The sequence below is a fragment of the Agrobacterium sp. MA01 genome (assembly GCF_009650195.1).
GTDB lineage: Bacteria > Pseudomonadota > Alphaproteobacteria > Rhizobiales > Rhizobiaceae > Allorhizobium.
In genome coordinates this window covers 2,676,110-2,695,851 of record NZ_CP045854.1, presented here as the reverse complement: position 1 = coordinate 2,695,851, position 19,742 = coordinate 2,676,110, and the positions used below count along the sequence as shown (strand labels likewise).

General features: G+C 61.5%; 19 protein-coding genes. 13 read left to right on the top strand and 6 right to left on the bottom strand.

Annotated elements, in window-relative coordinates:
* The first annotated feature begins 51 nt into the window (after positions 1-51).
* On the top strand, positions 52-4,038 hold the full coding sequence (locus GH983_RS13105) for a PAS domain-containing protein (RefSeq protein ID WP_194842716.1): 3,987 nt from the start codon (positions 52-54) through the stop codon (positions 4,036-4,038).
* Here the strand turns inward: GH983_RS13105 and mnmD are convergent, their stop codons facing one another.
* Entirely contained in the window at positions 4,039-4,764 is a 726-nt protein-coding gene (gene mnmD, locus GH983_RS13100) for a tRNA (5-methylaminomethyl-2-thiouridine)(34)-methyltransferase MnmD (protein WP_153762616.1), read from the bottom strand.
* On the opposite strand from mnmD, the gene GH983_RS13095 reads away from it, so the two are divergent.
* The 3 genes from GH983_RS13095 (at position 4,763) to puuE (ending at position 7,828) form a co-directional block, all read left to right on the top strand.
* A complete protein-coding gene (locus tag GH983_RS13095) occupies positions 4,763-5,953 on the top strand; it encodes an FAD-binding oxidoreductase (protein ID WP_153762615.1) in 1,191 nt (396 codons plus the stop codon). The two genes, mnmD and GH983_RS13095, sit on opposite strands and share 2 nt — an antisense overlap.
* 155 nt (positions 5,954-6,108) lie before the next feature.
* Positions 6,109-6,816, top strand: a complete 708-nt coding sequence (locus GH983_RS13090) for a DUF1045 domain-containing protein (protein ID WP_153762614.1) — start codon at positions 6,109-6,111, stop codon at positions 6,814-6,816.
* 91 nt (positions 6,817-6,907) lie between these two features.
* A complete protein-coding gene (puuE, locus tag GH983_RS13085) occupies positions 6,908-7,828 on the top strand; it encodes an allantoinase PuuE (RefSeq protein ID WP_069043585.1) in 921 nt (306 codons plus the stop codon).
* A gap of 90 nt (positions 7,829-7,918) precedes the next feature.
* On the opposite strand, the gene GH983_RS13080 is transcribed toward puuE, so the two are convergent.
* Positions 7,919-8,797: a LysR substrate-binding domain-containing protein gene (locus GH983_RS13080; RefSeq protein WP_069043586.1), complete on the bottom strand. Its 879-nt coding sequence runs from the start codon at positions 8,795-8,797 to the stop codon at positions 7,919-7,921.
* Between the two features lie 117 nt (positions 8,798-8,914).
* On the opposite strand from GH983_RS13080, the gene GH983_RS13075 reads away from it, so the two are divergent.
* Positions 8,915-9,772 carry a DUF1989 domain-containing protein gene (locus tag GH983_RS13075; protein ID WP_069043587.1) on the top strand — a complete coding sequence of 286 codons (858 nt, stop codon included), beginning with the start codon at positions 8,915-8,917 and terminating at the stop codon, positions 9,770-9,772.
* Between the two features lie 209 nt (positions 9,773-9,981).
* On the opposite strand, the gene GH983_RS13070 is transcribed toward GH983_RS13075, so the two are convergent.
* A complete protein-coding gene (locus GH983_RS13070; protein ID WP_153762613.1) occupies positions 9,982-11,028 on the bottom strand; it encodes an NAD(P)-dependent alcohol dehydrogenase in 1,047 nt (348 codons plus the stop codon).
* Positions 11,029-11,261: 233 nt separating this feature from the next.
* On the opposite strand from GH983_RS13070, the gene uraD reads away from it, so the two are divergent.
* Positions 11,262-11,759: a 2-oxo-4-hydroxy-4-carboxy-5-ureidoimidazoline decarboxylase gene (uraD, locus tag GH983_RS13065; RefSeq protein WP_153762612.1), complete on the top strand. Its 498-nt coding sequence runs from the start codon at positions 11,262-11,264 to the stop codon at positions 11,757-11,759.
* A gap of 78 nt (positions 11,760-11,837) precedes the next feature.
* Positions 11,838-12,782 (top strand): allantoicase, encoded by a 945-nt coding sequence (alc, locus tag GH983_RS13060; protein WP_371418353.1) that lies wholly within the window; start codon positions 11,838-11,840, stop codon positions 12,780-12,782.
* Between the two features lie 97 nt (positions 12,783-12,879).
* Here the strand turns inward: alc and GH983_RS13055 are convergent, their stop codons facing one another.
* Positions 12,880-13,059, bottom strand: a complete 180-nt coding sequence (locus tag GH983_RS13055) for a DUF2735 domain-containing protein (protein ID WP_054148428.1) — start codon at positions 13,057-13,059, stop codon at positions 12,880-12,882.
* Positions 13,060-13,454: 395 nt separating this feature from the next.
* Here GH983_RS13055 and GH983_RS13050 point away from each other — a divergent pair, with 395 nt between their 5' ends.
* The 6 genes from GH983_RS13050 to GH983_RS13025 all read left to right on the top strand — a co-directional run bounded on the left by GH983_RS13050 (position 13,455) and on the right by GH983_RS13025 (position 18,118).
* On the top strand, positions 13,455-14,495 hold the full coding sequence (locus GH983_RS13050; protein ID WP_054148429.1) for a glutamine synthetase beta-grasp domain-containing protein: 1,041 nt from the start codon (positions 13,455-13,457) through the stop codon (positions 14,493-14,495).
* Positions 14,496-14,728: 233 nt separating this feature from the next.
* Positions 14,729-15,073 (top strand): MarR family winged helix-turn-helix transcriptional regulator, encoded by a 345-nt coding sequence (locus GH983_RS13045; RefSeq protein ID WP_197277983.1) that lies wholly within the window; start codon positions 14,729-14,731, stop codon positions 15,071-15,073.
* Between the two features lie 19 nt (positions 15,074-15,092).
* The gene (locus GH983_RS13040) at positions 15,093-16,418 is read left to right on the top strand and encodes an MATE family efflux transporter (RefSeq protein ID WP_153762610.1); all 1,326 of its coding nucleotides are present in this window, start codon (positions 15,093-15,095) and stop codon (positions 16,416-16,418) included.
* A 94-nt stretch (positions 16,419-16,512) separates the two neighbouring features.
* A complete protein-coding gene (locus GH983_RS13035) occupies positions 16,513-17,022 on the top strand; it encodes an ureidoglycolate lyase (protein ID WP_194842715.1) in 510 nt (169 codons plus the stop codon).
* Positions 17,019-17,375 (top strand): hydroxyisourate hydrolase, encoded by a 357-nt coding sequence (gene uraH / locus GH983_RS13030; RefSeq protein WP_054148433.1) that lies wholly within the window; start codon positions 17,019-17,021, stop codon positions 17,373-17,375. Before GH983_RS13035 ends, uraH begins: the two co-directional genes overlap by 4 nt.
* Positions 17,376-17,377: 2 nt before the next feature.
* Complete coding sequence (locus GH983_RS13025; RefSeq protein WP_153762609.1) at positions 17,378-18,118, top strand: metallophosphoesterase; 741 nt, start codon at positions 17,378-17,380, stop codon at positions 18,116-18,118.
* Between the two features lie 6 nt (positions 18,119-18,124).
* Here GH983_RS13025 and GH983_RS13020 read toward each other — a convergent pair whose 3' ends face one another.
* Both GH983_RS13020 and GH983_RS13015 read right to left on the bottom strand, forming a co-directional pair.
* The gene (locus GH983_RS13020; RefSeq protein ID WP_069043594.1) at positions 18,125-19,270 is read right to left on the bottom strand and encodes an alpha-hydroxy acid oxidase; all 1,146 of its coding nucleotides are present in this window, start codon (positions 19,268-19,270) and stop codon (positions 18,125-18,127) included.
* 36 nt (positions 19,271-19,306) lie between these two features.
* On the bottom strand, positions 19,307-19,741 hold the full coding sequence (locus tag GH983_RS13015) for a potassium channel family protein (protein WP_054148436.1): 435 nt from the start codon (positions 19,739-19,741) through the stop codon (positions 19,307-19,309).
* Position 19,742: the final 1 nt, after the last annotated feature.

Sequence of the window (19,742 nt, the reverse complement as noted above, 5' to 3'; positions counted from 1 at the left end):
CCGCGTCATTGATCGGAGGAGGGAGAAACTGATTTGATCCGGGGAAGCGACTTGCTGGACTTGGTCTGCGACAAGATCGCGGTGCTCGATCTGCCTTCCTACGTGAAGGACAGCGAGCTTCGTTACGTCGCCGTCAATGCGGCCTTCGCCGACCTGCACAACCTGTCGGCCGAAAGCTTCGTCGGTCGCAGCGATCGCGAAATCCTTGGAAGCGATCTGGACGCCTTGCGCGACGATCGCGAGCGGCGGGTCCTGGTGTTCGGGGAAGAGGAAGCGCTGCAGCTGCGGGCTGAACCCGGCGGACCGACGCGGGTCCTGCATATCGAACGTTTCTTCGACGACGACGACCGGCTCTATCTCTTCGGTTTCATGGAGGAGCAAAGAACGGTAACACCGTCCGACCCATCGGTCTTGGGGACGCTGCCCTCTGTTGCCCTCTTCCAGGCCGTGCTCGAGCAATATCCCATTGCGACCTATGTGCGCAGCTCTGACCACCGGCTGCTCTTTGCCAACAGCGTCTATTCGCAGATGGTAGGACGGCCCATCCAGGATCTCCTGGGGCGGACCGAGCAGGAAAATTTTCCCGAGCTCGGCCAGGAGTATTTCGAGGGCAACCAGCGCGTCCTCGAATGCGGCGTGACAGAGGAATTTCAGGACAATTTCATGCGGGCCGATGGCACGCGAATCCCCGTCCTCAGCCGCACCGGGGCCGTCACCGGGCCGGATGGCGAACGCTACATCGTCGGCTCGATCACCGACCTGTCTCCTCTCAGACACGAGCAGGAGAAGCTGGAAAGCGTCCGACAGGAATCGGAAGCGCTACAGTTGCAGCTTCACAGCCTGATGGCGTCGCTGCCGGTCGGTATCATCGTTCTCGATCCCGATTTGCAGATCTCTTTTGCCAATGCGGCGGCCGTCGAGATGACGGAATTTGATGCCTCGCAGAAGCTGGAGGGCATGTCCTACCGGGACTTTCTGACGCTGGCGATGGTCCGCAGAATGCCCAATCTCTCTGCACAAGAAATCGACGAGCGCGTCGCCTATCGCATCGAACAGGTGCTCAGCCTCGCAGAGGGGCCGCTGATCGACGTGAAGACGCCGTCGGGGCGGGCACTTGCCGGCGCAAGCCGCCGCCTTGAGGGCGGGCGCATTCTTTTGACCTATACCGACGTCTCCGACATTTATCAGCGCGAAGAAGAGACGCTGCTTTATCGCGCAGCGCTCGAGCAGATGCCGGTGCCTGTCTTCATCCGCGATCCGGATCGCCGGATGATCTATGTGAACAAGGCTTATGAGGACCTTCACGGCCAGCGTCGGGAAGACATCTACGGGCTGACCGAAGAAGAACTCTGGCCGGAGAACGGTCAGATCATGAAGGAGGAGAACCTCCGGATCTTCGCGACCGGCGAAATGATCGAGAAGAACCGGGAAGTCGTCGTCCGCGGCGGCGAGGAAATCTCGGTGATCACGCGCCTGAGCCGGATCACCACGGCGCAGAACAAGCATTACCTCGTCGGCTCGGTCAACGACATCTCGATGCTCAAGAAGGGCCAGGAGGCTCTGGTCGCGGCCCAGGCACGCGCCGAGTCGCTCTATGCCGACATCGTCTCGATGTTGCAGGTCATGCCAGTCGGCGTGGTGATCATGAATTCCGACTACATGGTCGAATTCGCCAACGAGAAGTGCCGGGAAATCTGGCGCTGGCCGGCTGACATGCAGCTGAACGGGCTGCCCTTCCGGTCCTATTGCGAGATGAACCACAAGCTCGGCTATGCCTGGCCTGGGATCGAGTTCGAGGAAGGCTATCGCGCCCGTCTTGCGCAGTTCGATGCGCTGGAAGGCTCGCATGTCACCGAACTTGCCTATGACGATGGCAAGTTCGTTCTGGCCACGATCACGCGGTTGCATGACCGCAAGATCCTGCTCACCTATTCCGATCTCACCGAGATGCGGGCGCGCGAACGCGAGATCGACGAGGCGCAGCAAAAGCTGGAGCGGCTCGGGCGCTTCGTCCAGGAATCCATGCGGATGATGACGCAGGGCCTGATGATGATCGAGCAGGGACGGATCGCGGAGGTCAATCCTTCCTTCAGCCGCATCCTGAACCTGCCCGAAAACCTGGTGGCGTCGGGCGAAAGCTGGCGGCCGATATTCGAATATTGCGCGGCGCGTGGCGATTTCGGCGAGGAAGCGCACGACATTCTGCAGCAATGGCAATCGGCCGTGCAGACAGCAAACGCAGTCTCGACCAATTTCCTCGTCGACGGCAAGACCTGGGTCAAGCTGGAAGCGACCTTCGGTGGCGACCGCAGTTGTGTTGTCGTGCTCACCGATTTCACCGAGCTGAAGGAGCGCGAAGCCGAACTGGAAGTGCTCTTGGCGCGCAGCGAGGCGGCCGACAAGGCGAAGTCCGACTTCCTCGCCAATATGAGCCACGAGATCCGCACGCCCATGAATGGCGTTCTCGGCATGGCGGAACTGCTGTCGAAGTCCGAGCTCGACAGCCGTCAGAAGACCTTCGTCGATATCATGGTGAAGTCCGGCAACGCGTTGCTCACCATCATCAACGACATTCTCGATTTCTCGAAGATCGATGCCGGACAGTTGAAGCTGCGCAAGTCGCCCTTCGATCCGGTGGAAGCCATCGAAGATGTGGCGACGCTGCTGTCTGCCGCCGCTGCCGAGAAGGATATCGAACTCGTGGTCTCCGGCGAGCAGAAGGTGCGCCACACATTCATGGGTGATCCGGGGCGTTTCCGGCAGATCGTGACGAACCTGCTCGGCAATGCGATCAAGTTCACCGAAAAGGGCCACGTGCATGTCGAGGTGTCCGCGGACGCTGTGGCGGAGGGGCAGGCGATCCTGAAGCTGCGGATCGAGGATACCGGCATCGGCATTCCCCAGGACATGCAGGCGAAGATCTTCGAGAAATTCTCCCAGGTTGACACATCTTCGACCCGTCGCCACGAGGGTACGGGTCTCGGACTCGCGATCACCGGCGGTCTCGTGCGCCTCTTCGGGGGCAAGCTGCAGGTCGAATCCGAGGTCGGGCGCGGCTCAGCCTTCACCGTCGAATTGCCGCTCGCCATCGTTGCCGAGCGCCGCGGCCAAAAAGAACTGCCAGCCACGGTCAAGGATGCGCGGGTGCTGGTCATCGATGACAACGCCGTCAATCGCCGCATCATCACCGAGCAACTGGATATGTGGGGTTTCGACGGGCTCGCGGTTCCGGATGGACCGACCGGCCTCGATATTCTCGATGCAGCCCATACAGAAGGGCTCGTGATTGACGTCGTCGTCGTCGACTACCAGATGCCCGATATGAACGGCATCGACGTCGCGAAGGCGATCCGCAGCGATCGTCGGTTCGACGATATTGCGCTCGTCTTCCTGACCTCGATGGATATGGTCGGCGATGACAGGCTGTTTGAAAGCCTGAAGATCCAGGCGCATCTGATGAAGCCGGCGCGGGCCAATGTGTTGCGTGGAGCGATCATCGATGTGGTGCGAACGGCGCGCGTTCATGGCGTAAATTCGCCTCGCTTGCGTCCGCTTTCGCCACCTGCGCCACTGGCTCCGCGCGTCCCTGTAACTTTGGAGCGCAAGCCGGCTGCTGTTGCCGTTCGCGATGCCAGTGCCCTTCGGGTGCTGATCGCCGAGGACAATGCGGTGAACCAGATCGTCTTCCGGCAGATCCTCACCGGAAGCGGCATCGCTTATCGCATCGTTGGCAATGGCGAGGAGGCCGTCGAGGCCTGGCGCAGCGAGCCGCCGGATCTCATTCTGATGGACGTCTCGATGCCGGTCATGAACGGCCACCAGGCGACCGGCGCGATCCGGGCGGAAGAGCCGACGCGCGGCGGAGGACGGATCCCGATCATCGGCGTGACAGCCCATGCGCTCGATAGCGACCGTGAGGCTTGTCTTGCCGCGGGAATGGACGATTATCTGTCCAAGCCGATCTCGCCGGAACTTCTGATGCGCAAGATCGAGCAATGGAGCGGCAGGTCCGTCACCGGGATCGCCGCCGAAGGCTGATCAGGCCGAGCGCCTGACGCCGCACAGCATTTCACGCTTACCCGCGAAACCTGGTCGGCGCTCGACGTCAAAACCGGCAGCGCCGAGATTGCGCCTGACGAAGCCGGCTGCGGCATAGGTCGCAAAGCTGCCGCCCACCCGTGTCGTGTCGTGGACCCGCTGCATCAATTCGGCCGACCACATGGCGCTATTGCGCGACGGCGCGAAGCCATCGAGGAACCAGGCATCGAAGGTCAGCATGCTTGCCGTCAGGTTCTCCAGTGCATCGCCGCAGACGACGGACAGACGCGTCTGATCATCAAGATCGATTTCAACGACGCCTGAAGGAGCTGTCGGCCAGAGCGAGACCAGCGCCTGCCGCTCGGCATCGATCTCCGGCCAGCGGGCGAGCGCGCGGTCGATCTCTTCCGCCTGCATGGGGAAGAGCTCGAAGGACACGAAGTGGAGGTAAGCGCCGGGATCACGATGCTCCTTCCACTGCCGCCAGGTCTCGCAGGCATTCAGCCCGGTGCCGAAGCCGAGTTCGCCGATGGTGAAATCGTCTGCATTGCGCCAGCGATCCGGAAGTCCATTGCCGGCCAGGAAGACGTGGCCGCATTCGAGCCGGCCATCGGTCTGGCAATAAAAATGATCGCCAAAGGCGGTGGAAAAGGGCATATCGCCGTCGTGCCAGGCCAACGGTGCCTTGGTGTCGCCGGTGCCTGGCGGATAATTTGAATGGGTCATGGTGATGTCCGATAAAACGGCTGCGATGTCAGGTCAATTGCGCGCCGATCTCGTGATCGTCGGTGGCGGCATCATGGGCCTCTGGGCGGCTCTGAAGGCAGAGCGCCGTGGCATCGATACGATCCTGATCGACGGTGACGGTATTGCGAGCGGTGCGAGCGGCGGCCTGCTCGGCGCTTTGATGGCGCATATGCCCGATCGCTGGAACGAGAAGAAGCAGTTGCAATTCGAGGGGCTGCTGTCGCTCGAGGCAGAGATCGCTCTGCTCGAGGACGAAACCGGGCTCTCAGCTGGTTATCAGCGCTGCGGTCGTCTCATCCCCTTGCCAAAGCCGCATCTGAGACCGATTGCCCAACGCCATTCGGCAGAGGCGGCAACGAACTGGAACCAAGAGGGCAGGGCCTTCGACTGGACCGTCCTTGACGAGAGTCCCTTTGCCGACTGGCCCTCGCCGAAGTTTTCGGAGGCTGGCGTCGTGTTCGATCGCCTCGCGGGCCGTGTCTCGCCGCGTGCTTTGACGGCCACGATCCGGGCGCGTCTCGAACGATCGGGGCGTGTACGGTTGCTGGTCGGGGCCGCCGTGCAATCGATCGATGCGCAGGCAAGCCAGGTGAAGCTCGCCGACGGGACCGTCATCGGTTACGGGGATCTGCTGGTCGCAGCCGGTGTCGGGTCCTTCCCGCTGCTCGAAGCCATCGGACCGGCGCTTCGCAAGCCGCTCGGAAGGGGCGTTAAGGGGCAGGCGGCGCTGCTCAGACTGGACCTGCCGACGGATCTGCCGCTCCTCTATCTCGACGGCCTCTACGTGGTGCCGCATGAAGGCGAGCTGGTCGCCATCGGCAGCACCAGCGAAAACACGTTCGAACATCCGTTTTCCACCGATGGGCAACTCGAAGACCTGATTGCCGCCGCACGCGAGCTTGCGCCGATGCTGGGCGGGGCGGAGATTGTCGAGCGTTGGGCGGGTCTCAGACCCAAGGCGGTGGATCGGGATCCGATGGTCGGCCCTCATCCCGATCATCCTCGTGTGCATGCGCTGGCCGGCGGCTTCAAGGTGAGCTTCGGCATTGCGCACCGGCTGGCGGATGCAGTTCTCGATTCGATTGCCGGTGGAGCCCTGCAGTTGCCTCACGGTTTTGCCTTCGCCCATCACGTTTCGGTGGCTGCGCGTCGCGCAGGTGATGAGTAATTTACCGAATTACCCTGAAATCACAGGGATTAGCTCGGGGAGCTGCCGTGAAATTGCCTCGCGCGCTTCGTGATACTGTCATGCAAATCACCTATCCACCGGGTTGTAACGGCAACTGCTAAAGTGCCGTCGCGAGCCAGTGTGAGGTGCTCGACATGCGCTATGCCATCTGCTTTACGCCGCCTGCCCGTGATCCGCTTGCCGATGCAGCGGCGCGCTGGCTCGGCCGCAACGTGTTCTCCGGCGAGGCGGAGGAGCATCCGGGGCTGAAAGGTCTTGGCGTGCACGAGATTGCCTTTCACACGGCCCTTCCGCGACGCTTCGGCTTTCATGCGACATTCAAGGCGCCGTTCCGCTTGAGCGAAGGTGCGAACGAGGCCTCTCTCCTGCGTGACCTGATGCATTTCGCCGGCCAGATGGAGCCAGTCGCATTGCGCGGGCTTTCGGTTGGCCGGATCGGCGACGTCTTCGGGCTCATCCTGCAGCGGCCTTGCCCGGAGGTCGATCATCTCGCGGCCTCGGTTGTGCAGGCCTTCGATGGTTTTCGTGCGCCGCTTTCCGAAGTCGAGATCGAACGGCGCAATCCCGACCGCTTGTCTGCGCCGCAGTTCAGCAATCTCAGCCGCTGGGGCCATCCTTATGTGATGGACGAATACCGTTTCCACATGACACTGACGGGGCCGCTTCTGGCGCGAGATTTCCCGCGAATCGAGCAGGGCTTGAAGGCGCATTTCGACCCGGTTCTCGCCGAGCCTGTCGTGGTGACCAATCTCGCGCTGTTTGTCGAGACTGAACGTGGTGCGCCGTTTACCGTACATTCGCTGCATCCGCTGGGCCGGGTTTCGAGCCGCAAGATCGCCTGACACCTGTGCGCTGCAGCAAGATGCGTGTTTTCCATCTCGACAGGCGCCGCCCTCGCCAATAGCCTCGCGTCAAAACACGAGAGGTGAACCGATGACGACTGCTCCTTATCCCCGCGACCTGATAGGCTATGGCCGCGACATTCCCGATCCGAAATGGCCCGGCGATGCGCGGATCGCGGTGCAGTTCGTGGTGAATTACGAGGAGGGCGGCGAGAGCTGTATTCTCGATGGCGACCCGGCCTCGGAAAACCTGCTGTCAGAAATCGTCGGCGCCCAGCCCTGGCCGGGGCAGCGCAATCTCAACATGGAATCGATCTACGAATACGGCTCGCGCGCCGGTTTCTGGCGGCTGTGGCGGATGTTCACCGAGCGCAAGGTGCCTGTGACGGTTTATGGCGTTACGCTTGCCATGGCGCGCAACCCTGAGGCCGTTGCCGCCATGAAGGAAGCCGACTGGGAGATCGCCAGCCACGGCTATCGCTGGCTCGAATACAAGGACTTTCCAGAAGACGTCGAGCGCGAGCATATCCGCGAGGCGGTTCGCCTGCATAAGGAACTGACCGGCTCGCATCCGCTCGGCATGTATCAGGGCAAGCCTTCTGACAACACGCTGCGCCTCGTGATGGAGGAAGGCGGCTTCACGTACTCCTCCGACAATTATTCCGACGACCTGCCATTCTGGGTGCCGGATCTCGAAGGCAAGCCCTTCCTGATCATTCCCTATACGCTCGAGACCAATGACATGCGTTTCGCCACGCCGCAGGGCTTCAACACCGGCGACCAGTTCTTCACCTATCTGAAAGACGCCTTCGACGTGCTCTACGAGGAGGGAAAGAACGGCAGCCCGAAAATGATGTCCGTCGGCCTCCACTGCCGCCTCGTCGGTCGTCCGGGGCGCGCGGCGGCCTTGGCGCGGTTCATCGACTATGTGACGAGCCATGAGAAGGTCTGGGTGCCGAAGCGCATTGAGATTGCAGAGCACTGGCACAAGCATCACAAGCCGGCGTGGTGAGGGCCTGATGACGACACTCGGCGACCTCAAGTCCAAGCTCATGGAATCCCCGGCATTCCGTGCCGAGTATGAGAAGGCCTGCGTCGAGTATCAGGCGATCGAAGCCGAACTCGCGGCTTCCGCCAGCAACCAATCCCGCAAGATCGCGGCTGGCTCGGACAGATCCCCGCCTGACAGCAGCCAATAGGCCTTGTCCTCGTCGGCGGCTTCATCGAACAGCACTTTCAAGGTGCCCGCTGCCAGATGGTCGGTGATGAGGGCGGTCGGGCAAAGGCCGATGCCAAGGCCTGACAGCACCGAACTGACCAGCAGGTTGAAATCGGCATAGAGCGGTCCTGCGAGTGTCGGGCCCTCGATCCTGCGTGCCGCCAGCCAGGATTGCCAGGCGGCCTCGGTCGCGTCGTGCAGCAGGTCCTGTTTCAGGAGGTCAGCGGGTGTTGAGATCGGCCCGTGCCGCTCCAGATAAGCGGGCGCACAGGTGGGCCGGGTGGCGGCGTCCAGGATGCGGTCCGCCCGACCCGGCGGGCGGGTCCCGTGTCCGATCAGCAGGTCTGCGCCGGCTTCATCCGGGGTCAATGACCCCAAAGGATAGACGATCGAGACCTGGATTTCGGGATGCGCTGCGCGGAAACGGGGCAGGCGGGGGCCGAGCCAGTGGGTGACGACCGAAGGCATGCAGGCGAGGCTCGCGCGGGCCATGGACTTGCGGGCGGTCAGTCTTTCTGCGGCGCGGGCGATGTGGCCGAGGCCTTCCGAGCAGGCAGCGCCGAGTTCGCGGCCGTCGGCGGTGAGGCGCACGCCGCGCGAGCGGCGTTCGAAGAGGGCGAGACCCAGCCAATCCTCCAGCGCCTTCACATGCTGGCTGACGGCGGCTGCCGTCATGCCGAGTTCGGTTGCGGCCTGCAGGAAGCTTTCGCGGCGAGCCGCGGCCTCGAAGGCGCGGAGTGTGGGGGGTGGTGGCAGTTTCATGGCTTTATGACTAAGTCAGCCTTGGCCATGGGGCAAGAAGAGAGGCGGTTGTCTTGAGGGGGGTAGGTGGGGCACCTTGCGGCAAGCCTCAATCCCATGCCGAACCCCGGAGCCGCCATGTCCGCCTTTAACGCCAACGTCCCCGTTCCCGCCGATGCGGCTGCCCGCCGCGCCGTGAAGCCTGTCGTCTGCTATCCGGTCGAGTCGCTTGTCGCACCCGATATGAGCATTCTGGAGCGGGCGCGGGCGACGATGGAGAAGGTTGGCGAGGTGATCGTTGAGCCGCGCGAGGGCAACACGTTCGAGGTGCCGAAGGGGCATTTCTTCCGCATCGTCAGCGTCGAGGGACCGCAAGTCGGCGATCTCAACCTGTGGAACGCCAACGATCTTTCCGAGCGCTTCTTTTCCGGCAAGACGCGGGCGCTGCATGCGACGCATGTGACGACCGGCAACCGTCTCTGGAGCAATCTGCCGTCGCTGCGGCCCATGGCCACGATCAGCCATGATACGCTCGGCTGGTACGGATTCGACGAATTCGGTGGCGGCGTGCATGACGTGATCGGCACGCGTTGCGATCCCTATACCAACCGGCTGCTCTCAGGCGGCGACTACCATCATTGCTGCCATTCCAACCTCTGCCGGGCGCTGGCGCATCACACGGGTGCTGACATCAAGGTGGTCGAGCCGCATGTGCATGATGTGTTGAACGTCTTCATGTGCACCGGTTTCACCCGCGATACGCAGCAGTATTTCATGAAGGCAAGCCCCGTCCGTCCGGGTGATTTTCTCGAAATGTTTGCGGAGATCGATCTGCTCGGCGCACTCTCGGCCTGTCCGGGTGGAGATTGCAGCACCAGCCATTCGAGCGACGTCGCCAAGTGCTATCCGCTGAAGGTGGAGATTTATCGACCGGATATGGCGCTTCTCGCCGACTGGCCGTTTCCGGAGCGGAATGGGTATCAGTTGCAGGTTTGATACCGCCAAGGGCCTGGCAAGACGGGCTTGAGCTGTGAGGTCGTCATGCTCGGGCTTGTCCCGAGCATCTGCGACGTTTCAATTGCATTCGACCGCAGTAGATCCTCGGCACAAGGCCGAGGATGACGTCTCGTTTGGGGACAGGCCTCTCCAGGAAAAGAGGCCCCAGCGCAGACTGGGCCCTTCGCGTTCAGTCAACGCGACCAGCCTCAGTCCTTGGCGAGGGTCGCCATGTCGATGACGAAGCGGTAGCGGACATCGCTCTTGATGACGCGTTCATAGGCTTCATTCACCTGGGCGATGTCGATGATCTCGATCTCCGGGGTGATGTCGTGCTTGCCGCAGAAGTCCAGCATTTCCTGGGTCTCCTTGATCGAACCGATCATCGAGCCGGCGAGCGAGCGACGGCCGGCGATCAGGGCGAAGGCATGCACGGGAACCGGGTTTTCCGGCACGCCGAGCAGGACCATGGTGCCGTCGACCTTCAGAAGGTTCAGGTAGGCGTTCCAGTCGATCTCGGCGCTGACGGTGCAGAGGATCAGGTCGAAGGCGCCGGCGAGCGTCTTGAAGGTCTCCGGATCCGAGGTGGCATAGTATTCCTTGGCGCCGAAGGCGAGGCCGTCTTCCTTCTTCGACAGGCTCTGGCTGAGCACGGTGACGTCTGCACCCATGGCGGCGCCGATCTTGACGCCCATGTGGCCGAGACCGCCCATGCCGATGACGGCGACCTTCTTGCCGGGGCCAGCCTTCCAGTGGCTGAGCGGCGAATAGAGCGTGATGCCGGCGCAGAGCAGCGGTGCTGCCTTGTCGAGCGGTATGTTGTCCGGAATGCTCAGCACATAGTCTTCCTGGACGACGATCGAGTCGGCATAGCCGCCCTGCGTTGGGGTCACGCCGTCGACTTCCGTGGAGTTATAGGTGCCGACGAGGCCGGGCATATACTGTTCGCGGTAAAGGTCGCGTTCGCAATGCAGGCAGGAATTGACGAAGCAGCCGACGCCGACGCGGTCGCCGACCTTGTATTTCGAAACGCTCGAGCCGACTGATGTCACGATGCCGGCGATCTCGTGGCCGGGCACCATGGGGAAGGTCGAGTTGCCCCATTCGTTGCGCGCCTGGTGGATGTCGGAATGGCAGATGCCGGAGAACTTGATGTCGATCACCACGTCGTCCGCGTTCGGTTCACGACGTTCGAAGGTGAAGGGAACCAATGGCTTGGAGGCATCCGTTGCGGCATAGCCTTTGGCAATCGGCATGGGGTATCCTTTCAAATGTGATGGGGGGAGCAAGCTGTAGATAGGTCGATCCGGGTCTGCTGCAAGCTAAGGACCCTGGGGTTTGCGTTGAAAGTGCCTGTCGCCTTCGGAAACTCGACAAGACCAGGGGGCTCGGCTAATCCTTGTCATCAACTGCTTCGCGGGATGTGCGGGCAGGCCCTCCTTGCCGCTGCTGTCACAGCTGCGGCCTCACATGATACTGGATTGACGGCATGGACAGAGCGGACTTCGTTCAGCGTTTCGGCGGGGTGTTCGAACATTCGCCCTTCATTGCGGAGCGTGCCTTCGATGCAGGCATGATCGAGGCGCCGCTGACGGCGCTCGACGTGCATGATGCTATGGCTGCGATGTTTCGCACGGCAAGCCAGGATGAGCGGCTTGGCGTATTGCGTGCGCATCCTGATCTTGCAGGCAAGCTTGCGATTGCGGGCGAGCTGACGGAAGACAGCAAGCGAGAGCAAGCTGGCGCCGGGCTCGATCGGTTGAGCGCTGACGAACATGCCCGCTTTACCGAGCTGAATACGGCCTATGTCGAGACGTTCGGCTTTCCCTTCATCATCGCGGTCAAAGGGCTGACGAAGGACGACATTCTTGCCGCCTTCGAAACGCGGATTGCCAATGGCCGCGATCAGGAATTCGACGCTGCCTGCCAGCAGGTGGAAAAAATCGCCAGGCTTCGCCTTGAAGCCCTGCTTCCGGAGACAAACTGACATGCTTGAGACCTCACCGTCGTCCTGCCGGATTTCGCTGCCGGTGCCGTCAATCTCGCCTCGGCCCGCCTTGGTGCCGTGGGCATTTACTCGACCGACGAGTTCTTCGCGCCGGTGTCGCGCATGCTGAACGACGATCCGGCAACCTTCGATCCGGACCTCTACGACGACAACGGCAAATACATGGATGGCTGGGAAAGCCGTCGCAAGCGCGTGCCGGGGCATGACTATGCGATCATCCGTCTTGCCATGCCGGGCCGAATCTTCGGTTTCGATGTCGATACACGCTTCTTTACCGGCAACTACCCGCCGCATGGCTCGATCGAGGCGGCTTTCTTAGAAAGCGGCGATCCGACCGAGGCGACCGTCTGGACCGAACTGGTCGCCAAGTCGCCGCTCGGCGCGTCTGCCCAGCATTTCTTTGCCAATGCCGACACATCGAAGGTCTGGACGCATCTGCGCCTGCACATCTATCCGGATGGCGGCGTGGCGCGGTTGCGCGTCTACGGTGCTGCCCATTTCGACTGGTCGAAGGTTGGCGCGACGGAAGAAATCGATCTCGCCTATATCTTCCATGGCGCCAAGTCGCACGCCTGGTCTGATGCCCATTACGGCCATCCCGACAAGATCCTGTCGCCCGGTCGCGGCACCAATATGGGCGATGGCTGGGAAACCAAGCGCCGCCGTGGCCCCGGCCATGACTGGGCGATCATCCGGCTCGGCCATGCTGGTCTGATCAACCGGGTGCTGATCGATACGCATTTCTACAAGGGCAATTATCCCGACACCTGCGAGCTGCTTGGCGCCTATCTGCCTGACGCGGGCGATACCTTCTCCGAAGCGGAGATCGCGGCGTCCGAACAGTGGCAGCCGATCCTGACGCGGCAGAAGATGCAGATGGATGCCGAGCATTTCTATGAGGGCGACCAGCTCGAGAAGATCGGTCCGGTCACGCATGTGCGGATCGGCGTGCATCCGGATGGTGGCGTGATGCGCCTTCGCCTGTTCGGCACCAAGGCCTGAGTCTAGGGGTAGATACGAAAAGAGCGGGCAATGGCCCGCTCGTCGCATGCTTCAAGCCGTCCGCAATGCGGGCGGCTTTCTTGTTGGGCTTTCGCCCTTACTGCTTCGGCGCCCGTTCGGCTTCGCGGATCGCTTCCTCGTGATACCAGCTTGCCGAACCGCTCTCATAGATCACGGGTTTCGGCGTCTGGCGCTCACGCATGGCGTTGAGGCGGGCCAGGTCACGCACCGGGAATTCGTAGATCTTCGCCGATTCCCGAACCATGTTCGTTGTCATGCTACTACCTCTCGTTTCACCGAGTGTTGTCTCGATGGTTCATGCTTACCACGTCTGAAACTGAAATGCACATGAAAAGTGCAAAATGCCTATTTTGTGGGCAATATGAAAGCAGAAAAAGTGATGAATTTAAAATCATCACAGCGCTTTCGTGATCTTAGGTGGCCTGACAACACCGGACACGCGCCTCTTGTTCCATGAGTATGCGCTCAATCTGTTAAAGAAAGGCCTGCAATGTTGGCGATTTGGCGGGTCGCCTGCGACAAAATGGCCGCATTTCGCGGTCCGTCTGCAAACTGGCACGCTTCCTGCTTTTTATCTTTCGACTCCCGGGCACCCGGAGAATCACCCCTCTGTTGCGCCGATGAGTGGCGCGAGACTGAAGAGAGAGCACCATGACCAAGTTTAAGCTCGAGTATATCTGGCTCGATGGCTACAAGCCGGTAGCGAACCTGCGTGGCAAGACGCAGATCAAGGAATTCGACAGCTTCCCGACCCTGGAACAGCTGCCGCTCTGGGGCTTTGACGGCTCCTCGACGATGCAGGCCGAAGGCCACTCGTCGGATTGCGTGCTGAAGCCGGTCGCCATCTATCCCGACCCGGCTCGCACCAACGGCGCTCTCGTCATGTGCGAAGTCATGATGCCCGATGGCGTCACCCCGCATCCGTCGAACAGCCGCGCCACGATCCTGGATGACGAAGGCGCCTGGTTCGGCTTCGAACAGGAATACTTCTTCTACGAAAACGGCCGTCCGCTCGGCTTCCCGGAGCAGGGCTATCCGGCTCCGCAGGGCCCTTACTACACCGGCGTCGGCTACAAGAATGTCGGCTCGATCGCCCGTGAAATCGTCGAAGAGCATCTCGACCTCTGCCTCGAAGCCGGCATCAACCACGAAGGCATCAATGCCGAAGTGGCCAAGGGCCAGTGGGAATTCCAGGTATTCGGCAAGGGCTCCAAGAAGGCTGCCGACCAGATCTGGATCGCCCGCTACCTGCTGCTGCGTCTCTGCGAAACCTACGGCATCGACGTCGAATTCCATTGCAAGCCGCTTGGCGACACCGACTGGAACGGCTCGGGCATGCACTGCAACTTCTCGACCACCTTCATGCGCGAGATTGGCGGCAAGGAATACTTCGAAGCCCTCATGGCGGCCTTTGCCAAGAACTGGCAGGAGCACATCGACGTCTACGGTCCGGACAACCATCTGCGCCTGACCGGCAAGCATGAGACGGCTCCGTGGAACAAGTTCTCCTACGGCGTTGCCGACCGTGGTGCCTCGATCCGCGTTCCGCACTCGTTCGTCAACAACGGCTACAAGGGTTACCTGGAAGATCGCCGCCCGAACTCCCAGGGCTGCCCCTACCAGATCGCTTCCGTCGTGCTGAAGACGATCGCCGAAGTGCCGACGGCCGATTACGCCAAGAACGCCGCCTGATTTCAGGCTAAGGTTCAACGATTGCAGCGCCGGTGGAAACACCGGCGCTGTTTTCGTTTGTCGCGCTGGTTCGAGTCCATCCTTGGGGCAGGGGCTTGCAAAACGGATACGCTCTATATAGTTAGTTAGTCTAACTATATAGAGCGTGCGAAATGGATCTGGAAGAAAGTCTACGCTGCCTGCAGTGGCATATGTGGTTCCGATGGCGGGAAGAGTCCCAGAAAAGCGGCTCCATGGACCTGACCGCGACGGAACTCGACTATCTCTATCTGGTGATTGCTGCCGAGAAGCCGCTGCGGCTTGCGGATCTGGCCGATCAGATGCGGGTGAGCAGGGCTTCCGCATCGGTGATGGTGCGCAAGCTGCATCTCGGCGGCTATCTCGACAAGCTCTCTGACAGTGCCGATGGACGTTCTGTGCTTCTGGCACCGACGGCCAAATGCAGCGCGCTCATTGCAGAAGAAAAATCGATCTATGCCGAAACAGCAGAGCGTATTTCCCGCGCGCTGACCCCCGACGAACTTGAAGACCTTGACCGTCTGCTGAAGAAGGCACGCGGCAGTCTTGAATGTTCCTGAACGTGACGACACAATTCCCATGACCCCCAGCTTTTTGACTGAACTCAAGGATATCGCGCGTCTGGCCGTGCCCATCGTGGTGGGCCTGAGCACCGGTGCCGTGATTACCGTGACGGATTCCCTGATGATTGCGCCGCTTGGGCATGTGCCCCTGGCCGCCGTGGGCCTTGCGGGTGCGGTTGCGACCGTCATGCTGGCGGCGATCTACGGCTTTCTGTCGGTGATCTCTGTCCGCATCGGGATGGCCTTCGGGGCGCGACAGGGTCGTCAGGTGGCGGCCTTCCTGCGGGCCGGTTTGGTGCTGGGGGCCGTGACTGGCGCTGGCGCGGCTTTGTTGATGAGTGCCTCGCTCCTTCTGATGCCCTATTTCGGACAGCCGGCCGATGTGCTCTCGCAGGTCACTCCCTACTGGCATCTGATCGCCGCCTTTCTCATTCCCTATGCGGTCCTCACGATCTTCAAATCGGCCTTCGAGGCCATTGATCGCCCCTGGATGGGGGTGAGTTTCGGAGCGCTCGCCTGTGTTTTGAACATTCCGCTCAACTATTGTCTGATCTACGGCGTTGGATCTCTGCCGGCCTTCGGCCTTGTCGGGGCCGGTATTGCGTCACTGGTCGCCGAGAGCATTGCGCTGCTTGCGGCCTTTGCCTACTGGCGATGGTCGATGTCGACTGTCCGGTTGCGGACGAGAAGCGATCGCACCTCTGTCGATACGGTGTCCCTCGTGCGGGAGGGCGCTCCGCTCGGCCTGATGTATGTCGCGGAAACGGCTGCGATGGCGGTTGCGACCATGCTCATCGGTCTCTTTGGATCGGTTGCGCTCGCTGCCAATCAGGTGGCGCTCTCCGTCGGAACTCTGCTCTACATGGTGCCACTCGGGATTGCCGGAGCCGTGGCCATTCGTGTCGCCCAGGCGGCGGGCGCAAAGCGCGTTGATCGGGTGCGCCGCGTCACCTTTGCGGCGCTCGGGATGGGGACGGTCTGGCTGACCGGAGCGACCTTGGTGCTCGGTCTCTATGGCGCCGAGGTCGCGGCCCTGATCTCGTCAGATCCCGCCGTCATCGAACTGGCTGCCGCACTCTTCTTTGTATTCGCGCTCAGCCAGGTCGTCGACGGTCTTCAGTCGACGCTTGTGGGTGCCCTGCGCGGCATGTCCGATACCGCAATCCCTTCGGTGATCTCCATCCTCGCCTACTGGCCTGTGGCTATCCCGCTTGGCTGGGCTCTTGCCTTTCCGCTCGGCTTCGGGCCGCAAGGTGTCTGGCTCGGCTTCGTATCCGCACTTGCGCTTGCCGCATCGGCTCTGGTCTGGCGATTCCACAGCCTGACGCGCATTGTCGGTTGACGAAGGAGCGGCGAGTCTTGATTCTCCCAAGGTGCGCGATGGCTGGAAAACAGCTCTTGCCGCCGACATGCTGCCACCCGCATCTCCAGGGAGAATGACCCCTTTGCCCATCGAGCTCTCCATCCGTCCCTTGACGGCTCAAAGTTTCGCGCCTTTCGGCGATGTCATCGAAGCCGATCCCTCGACCATGCGGCTGATCAATGGCGGCACGACCGAGCGGTTTCACGGCCTGTTTTCGCCAGAGACTGCGGGCGAGGGGGCGCGGGTGATCGTCAACATCTTCCGTGGACAGCCGCGGGCCTTTCCCTATGAGATCGGCATGATGGAGCGCCATCCCTTCGGCAGCCAGAGCTTTTCACCGTTGTCCGGTCGACAGTTCCTTGTCGCGGTATCGCCTGACGAGAACGGCAAGCCCGGTGCGCCGCAGGTGTTTCTCGCCGCGCCGCATCAGGGCGTGAACTATCGCCGCAACACCTGGCACCATCCCTTGATGGCGATCGGCGAGGTCAGCGATTTCCTGGTTGTGGATCGCGACGGACCCGGCAACAATCTCGAGGAGTTCTTCTTCGAGACCCCCTTCGTGATTCGGGAGCCCCAGATATGACCGGCCTGACCACCCATGTCCTCGACACGGCCCTCGGCAAGCCCGCCCAGGGACTTCGCATCCAGCTGATGCGGATGAATGGCGAGGAGGCAGAGCTGATCAAGACGGTCTTCACCAATGACGACGGGCGCGTCGATGGCGGGCCGATGCTGATCGGCGAGGAATTCCAGATCGGGCAATACGAGCTGCTCTTTCATGCCGGCGATTATCTGAAGGGGACGGGAGCCACGCTCACGGATCCGCCCTTTCTCGACGTGATCCCGATCCGTTTTGGCATCTCCGACACCACGGCGCATTATCATGTGCCACTTCTGCTCTCGCCGTATGGCTATTCCACCTATCGCGGAAGCTGAGTATGCGGTTTGCGGCGATCGCCGACATTCACGGCAATCATCTGGCGCTCGAAGCGGTGCTGGCGGATATCAAGGCTCAAGGGATCGATACGGTCGTCAACCTGGGCGATTGTTTCTCGGGGCCGCTCGAGGCAGGGCTCACCGCCGATCTGCTGATGCCTCTCAACGCACTGACTGTGCGCGGCAATCATGATCGAGCGCTCATCGATCGGCCCTTCGAGGCGATGGGGGACTGGGAGAGGCCGAGCTATCCGCAATTGTTGCCGGCGCATCTCGACTGGATCAGGAGCCTGCCGGAAACGGCGCGCCTCGGCGATGATGTCTTTCTCTGTCACGCCACGCCTGGGGACGACAACACCTATTGGACCGAGACGCTGTCGGCCGACGGCATCTTCCACCTGAAGCCGCTGGCCGAGATCGAAGCCTTGGCGGACGGTATCGATGCGACGCTTATGCTCTGTGGGCACAGCCACATTCCGCGTGCCGTGCAACTCAGCGACCGCAGGCTGATCGTCAATCCCGGCAGTGTCGGCTGCCCCGGCTTCGACTACGATGTGCCTGTCTATCACAAGGCTCAGGCGGGTACGCCCTTTGCCAGCTATGCAATCCTGGAGAATGCGCCGCGTGGCTGGCAGCCGAGCTTTCGGCTGGTGCGCTACGACAATCTCGCCATGGCAGAGCTTGCGCGCCGCCATGGCATGATGGATTGGGTCAGTGCGCTCTCCAGCGGCTGGATCGTCTGAGGCCGCTCAGAACGGGCTTTCTGCGATGATCGACCTGTCGACATCGGCAAGCTGTCGTTTGCCGCAGAGCGCCATGGTCACATCCATCTCCTTGGCAATGATCTCAAGCGCCTTGGTCACACCGTCCTTGCCCATGGCGCCAAGGCCATAGAGGAAGGGGCGGCCGATATAGGTGCCCCGTGCTCCAAGCGCTACCGCCTTCAAGACGTCCTGGCCGGAGCGGATGCCGCCATCCATATGCACTTCGATCTTGTGGCCGACGGCGTCGACGATCTTCGGTAGCATTGATATCGAGGAATGCGCCCCGTCAAGCTGGCGCCCGCCATGGTTGGAGACGACGATCGCGTCAGCGCCTGTCTTTGCTGCCATCTTGGCGTCCTCGACGTCGAGAATGCCCTTGATGATCAGCTTGCCACCCCACTGTTTCTTGATCCATTCGACATCCTTCCAGGACAGCTTGGGATCGAACTGCTCGTTGGTCCAGGCGCCGAGCGATGCAAGATCGGAGACATTCTTGGCATGGCCCTGGATGTTGCGGAAGGTGCGGCGTTGGGTTTGCAGCATGTTCCAGCACCAGCGCGGGCGCATGGCCATCTGGAAGAGGTGTTTCGGCGTCAGTCGCGGCGGGGCGGAAAGGCTGTTCCTGATATCCTTGTGACGCTGGCCGAGCAGCTGCAGGTCGGCGGTGAGAACCAGGGCCGAGCATTTGGCCGCCTTGGCCCGCTCGATCAGGTTCATCACGAAGTCCCGGTCACGCATGACATAGAGCTGGAACCAGAAGGGGCGGGTGGTGACGGAGGCGACGTCCTCGATCGAGCAGATGCTCATGGTCGAGAGCGTGAAGGGCACGCCGAATTCTTCTGCCGCCTTCGCTGCCAGCATCTCGCCATCGGCATGCTGCATGCCGGTCAGGCCGGTCGGTGCGAGCGCCACGGGCATTTTCACCTTCTCGCCGACCATAGTCGTTTCGAGCGTCCGGCCGCTCATGTCGACCAGCACGCGCTGGCGCAGCTTGATCCTGGCAAAGTCGCTCTCATTGGCGCGATAGGTGCTCTCGGTATAGGAGCCGCTGTCGGCATAATCGAAGAAGAGTTTTGGCACGCGCTTGCGAGCCAGTTCCTTCAGGTCGGAAATTTCGAGAATCGGAGCCATGAGTTCATGCCTTTCGGGATTGACGACAGTGGGCCATCAGAAGTGCTCGCCGGATTTGAAGGGGCCGACGCGCATGCCAGCAGCGATAAGATAGGCGGTCGACCAGCCGATCAGCAGGAAGCCGTTGACACCTTCGAGAGCTGCCAGCATGCGCCATTCCGGATGCGGGACCACGTCGCCGAAGCCGACGGTGGAAAAGGTCGTGGTCGAGAAGTAGAGGGCGGTCTCGAAATCGTCGACGACGCCGAGCAGGCTATAGGCGGCGGCCCAGAGCCAGACTTCGGCTGTGAGAACCGCAAAGACACCGATGACGACCGTGTTCATGGCCAGCATATGGCTTCTGTGGCCATGTAAGCGGATGCGGTCGGTGACCCAGGCCATGACATGTGTAACAGCCATCAGGCCGAAGGTGTGAATGACCACCGTCAGTGAAATCATCAGCGTGCCGAGCGCGAGGTTGGTCAACAGCATG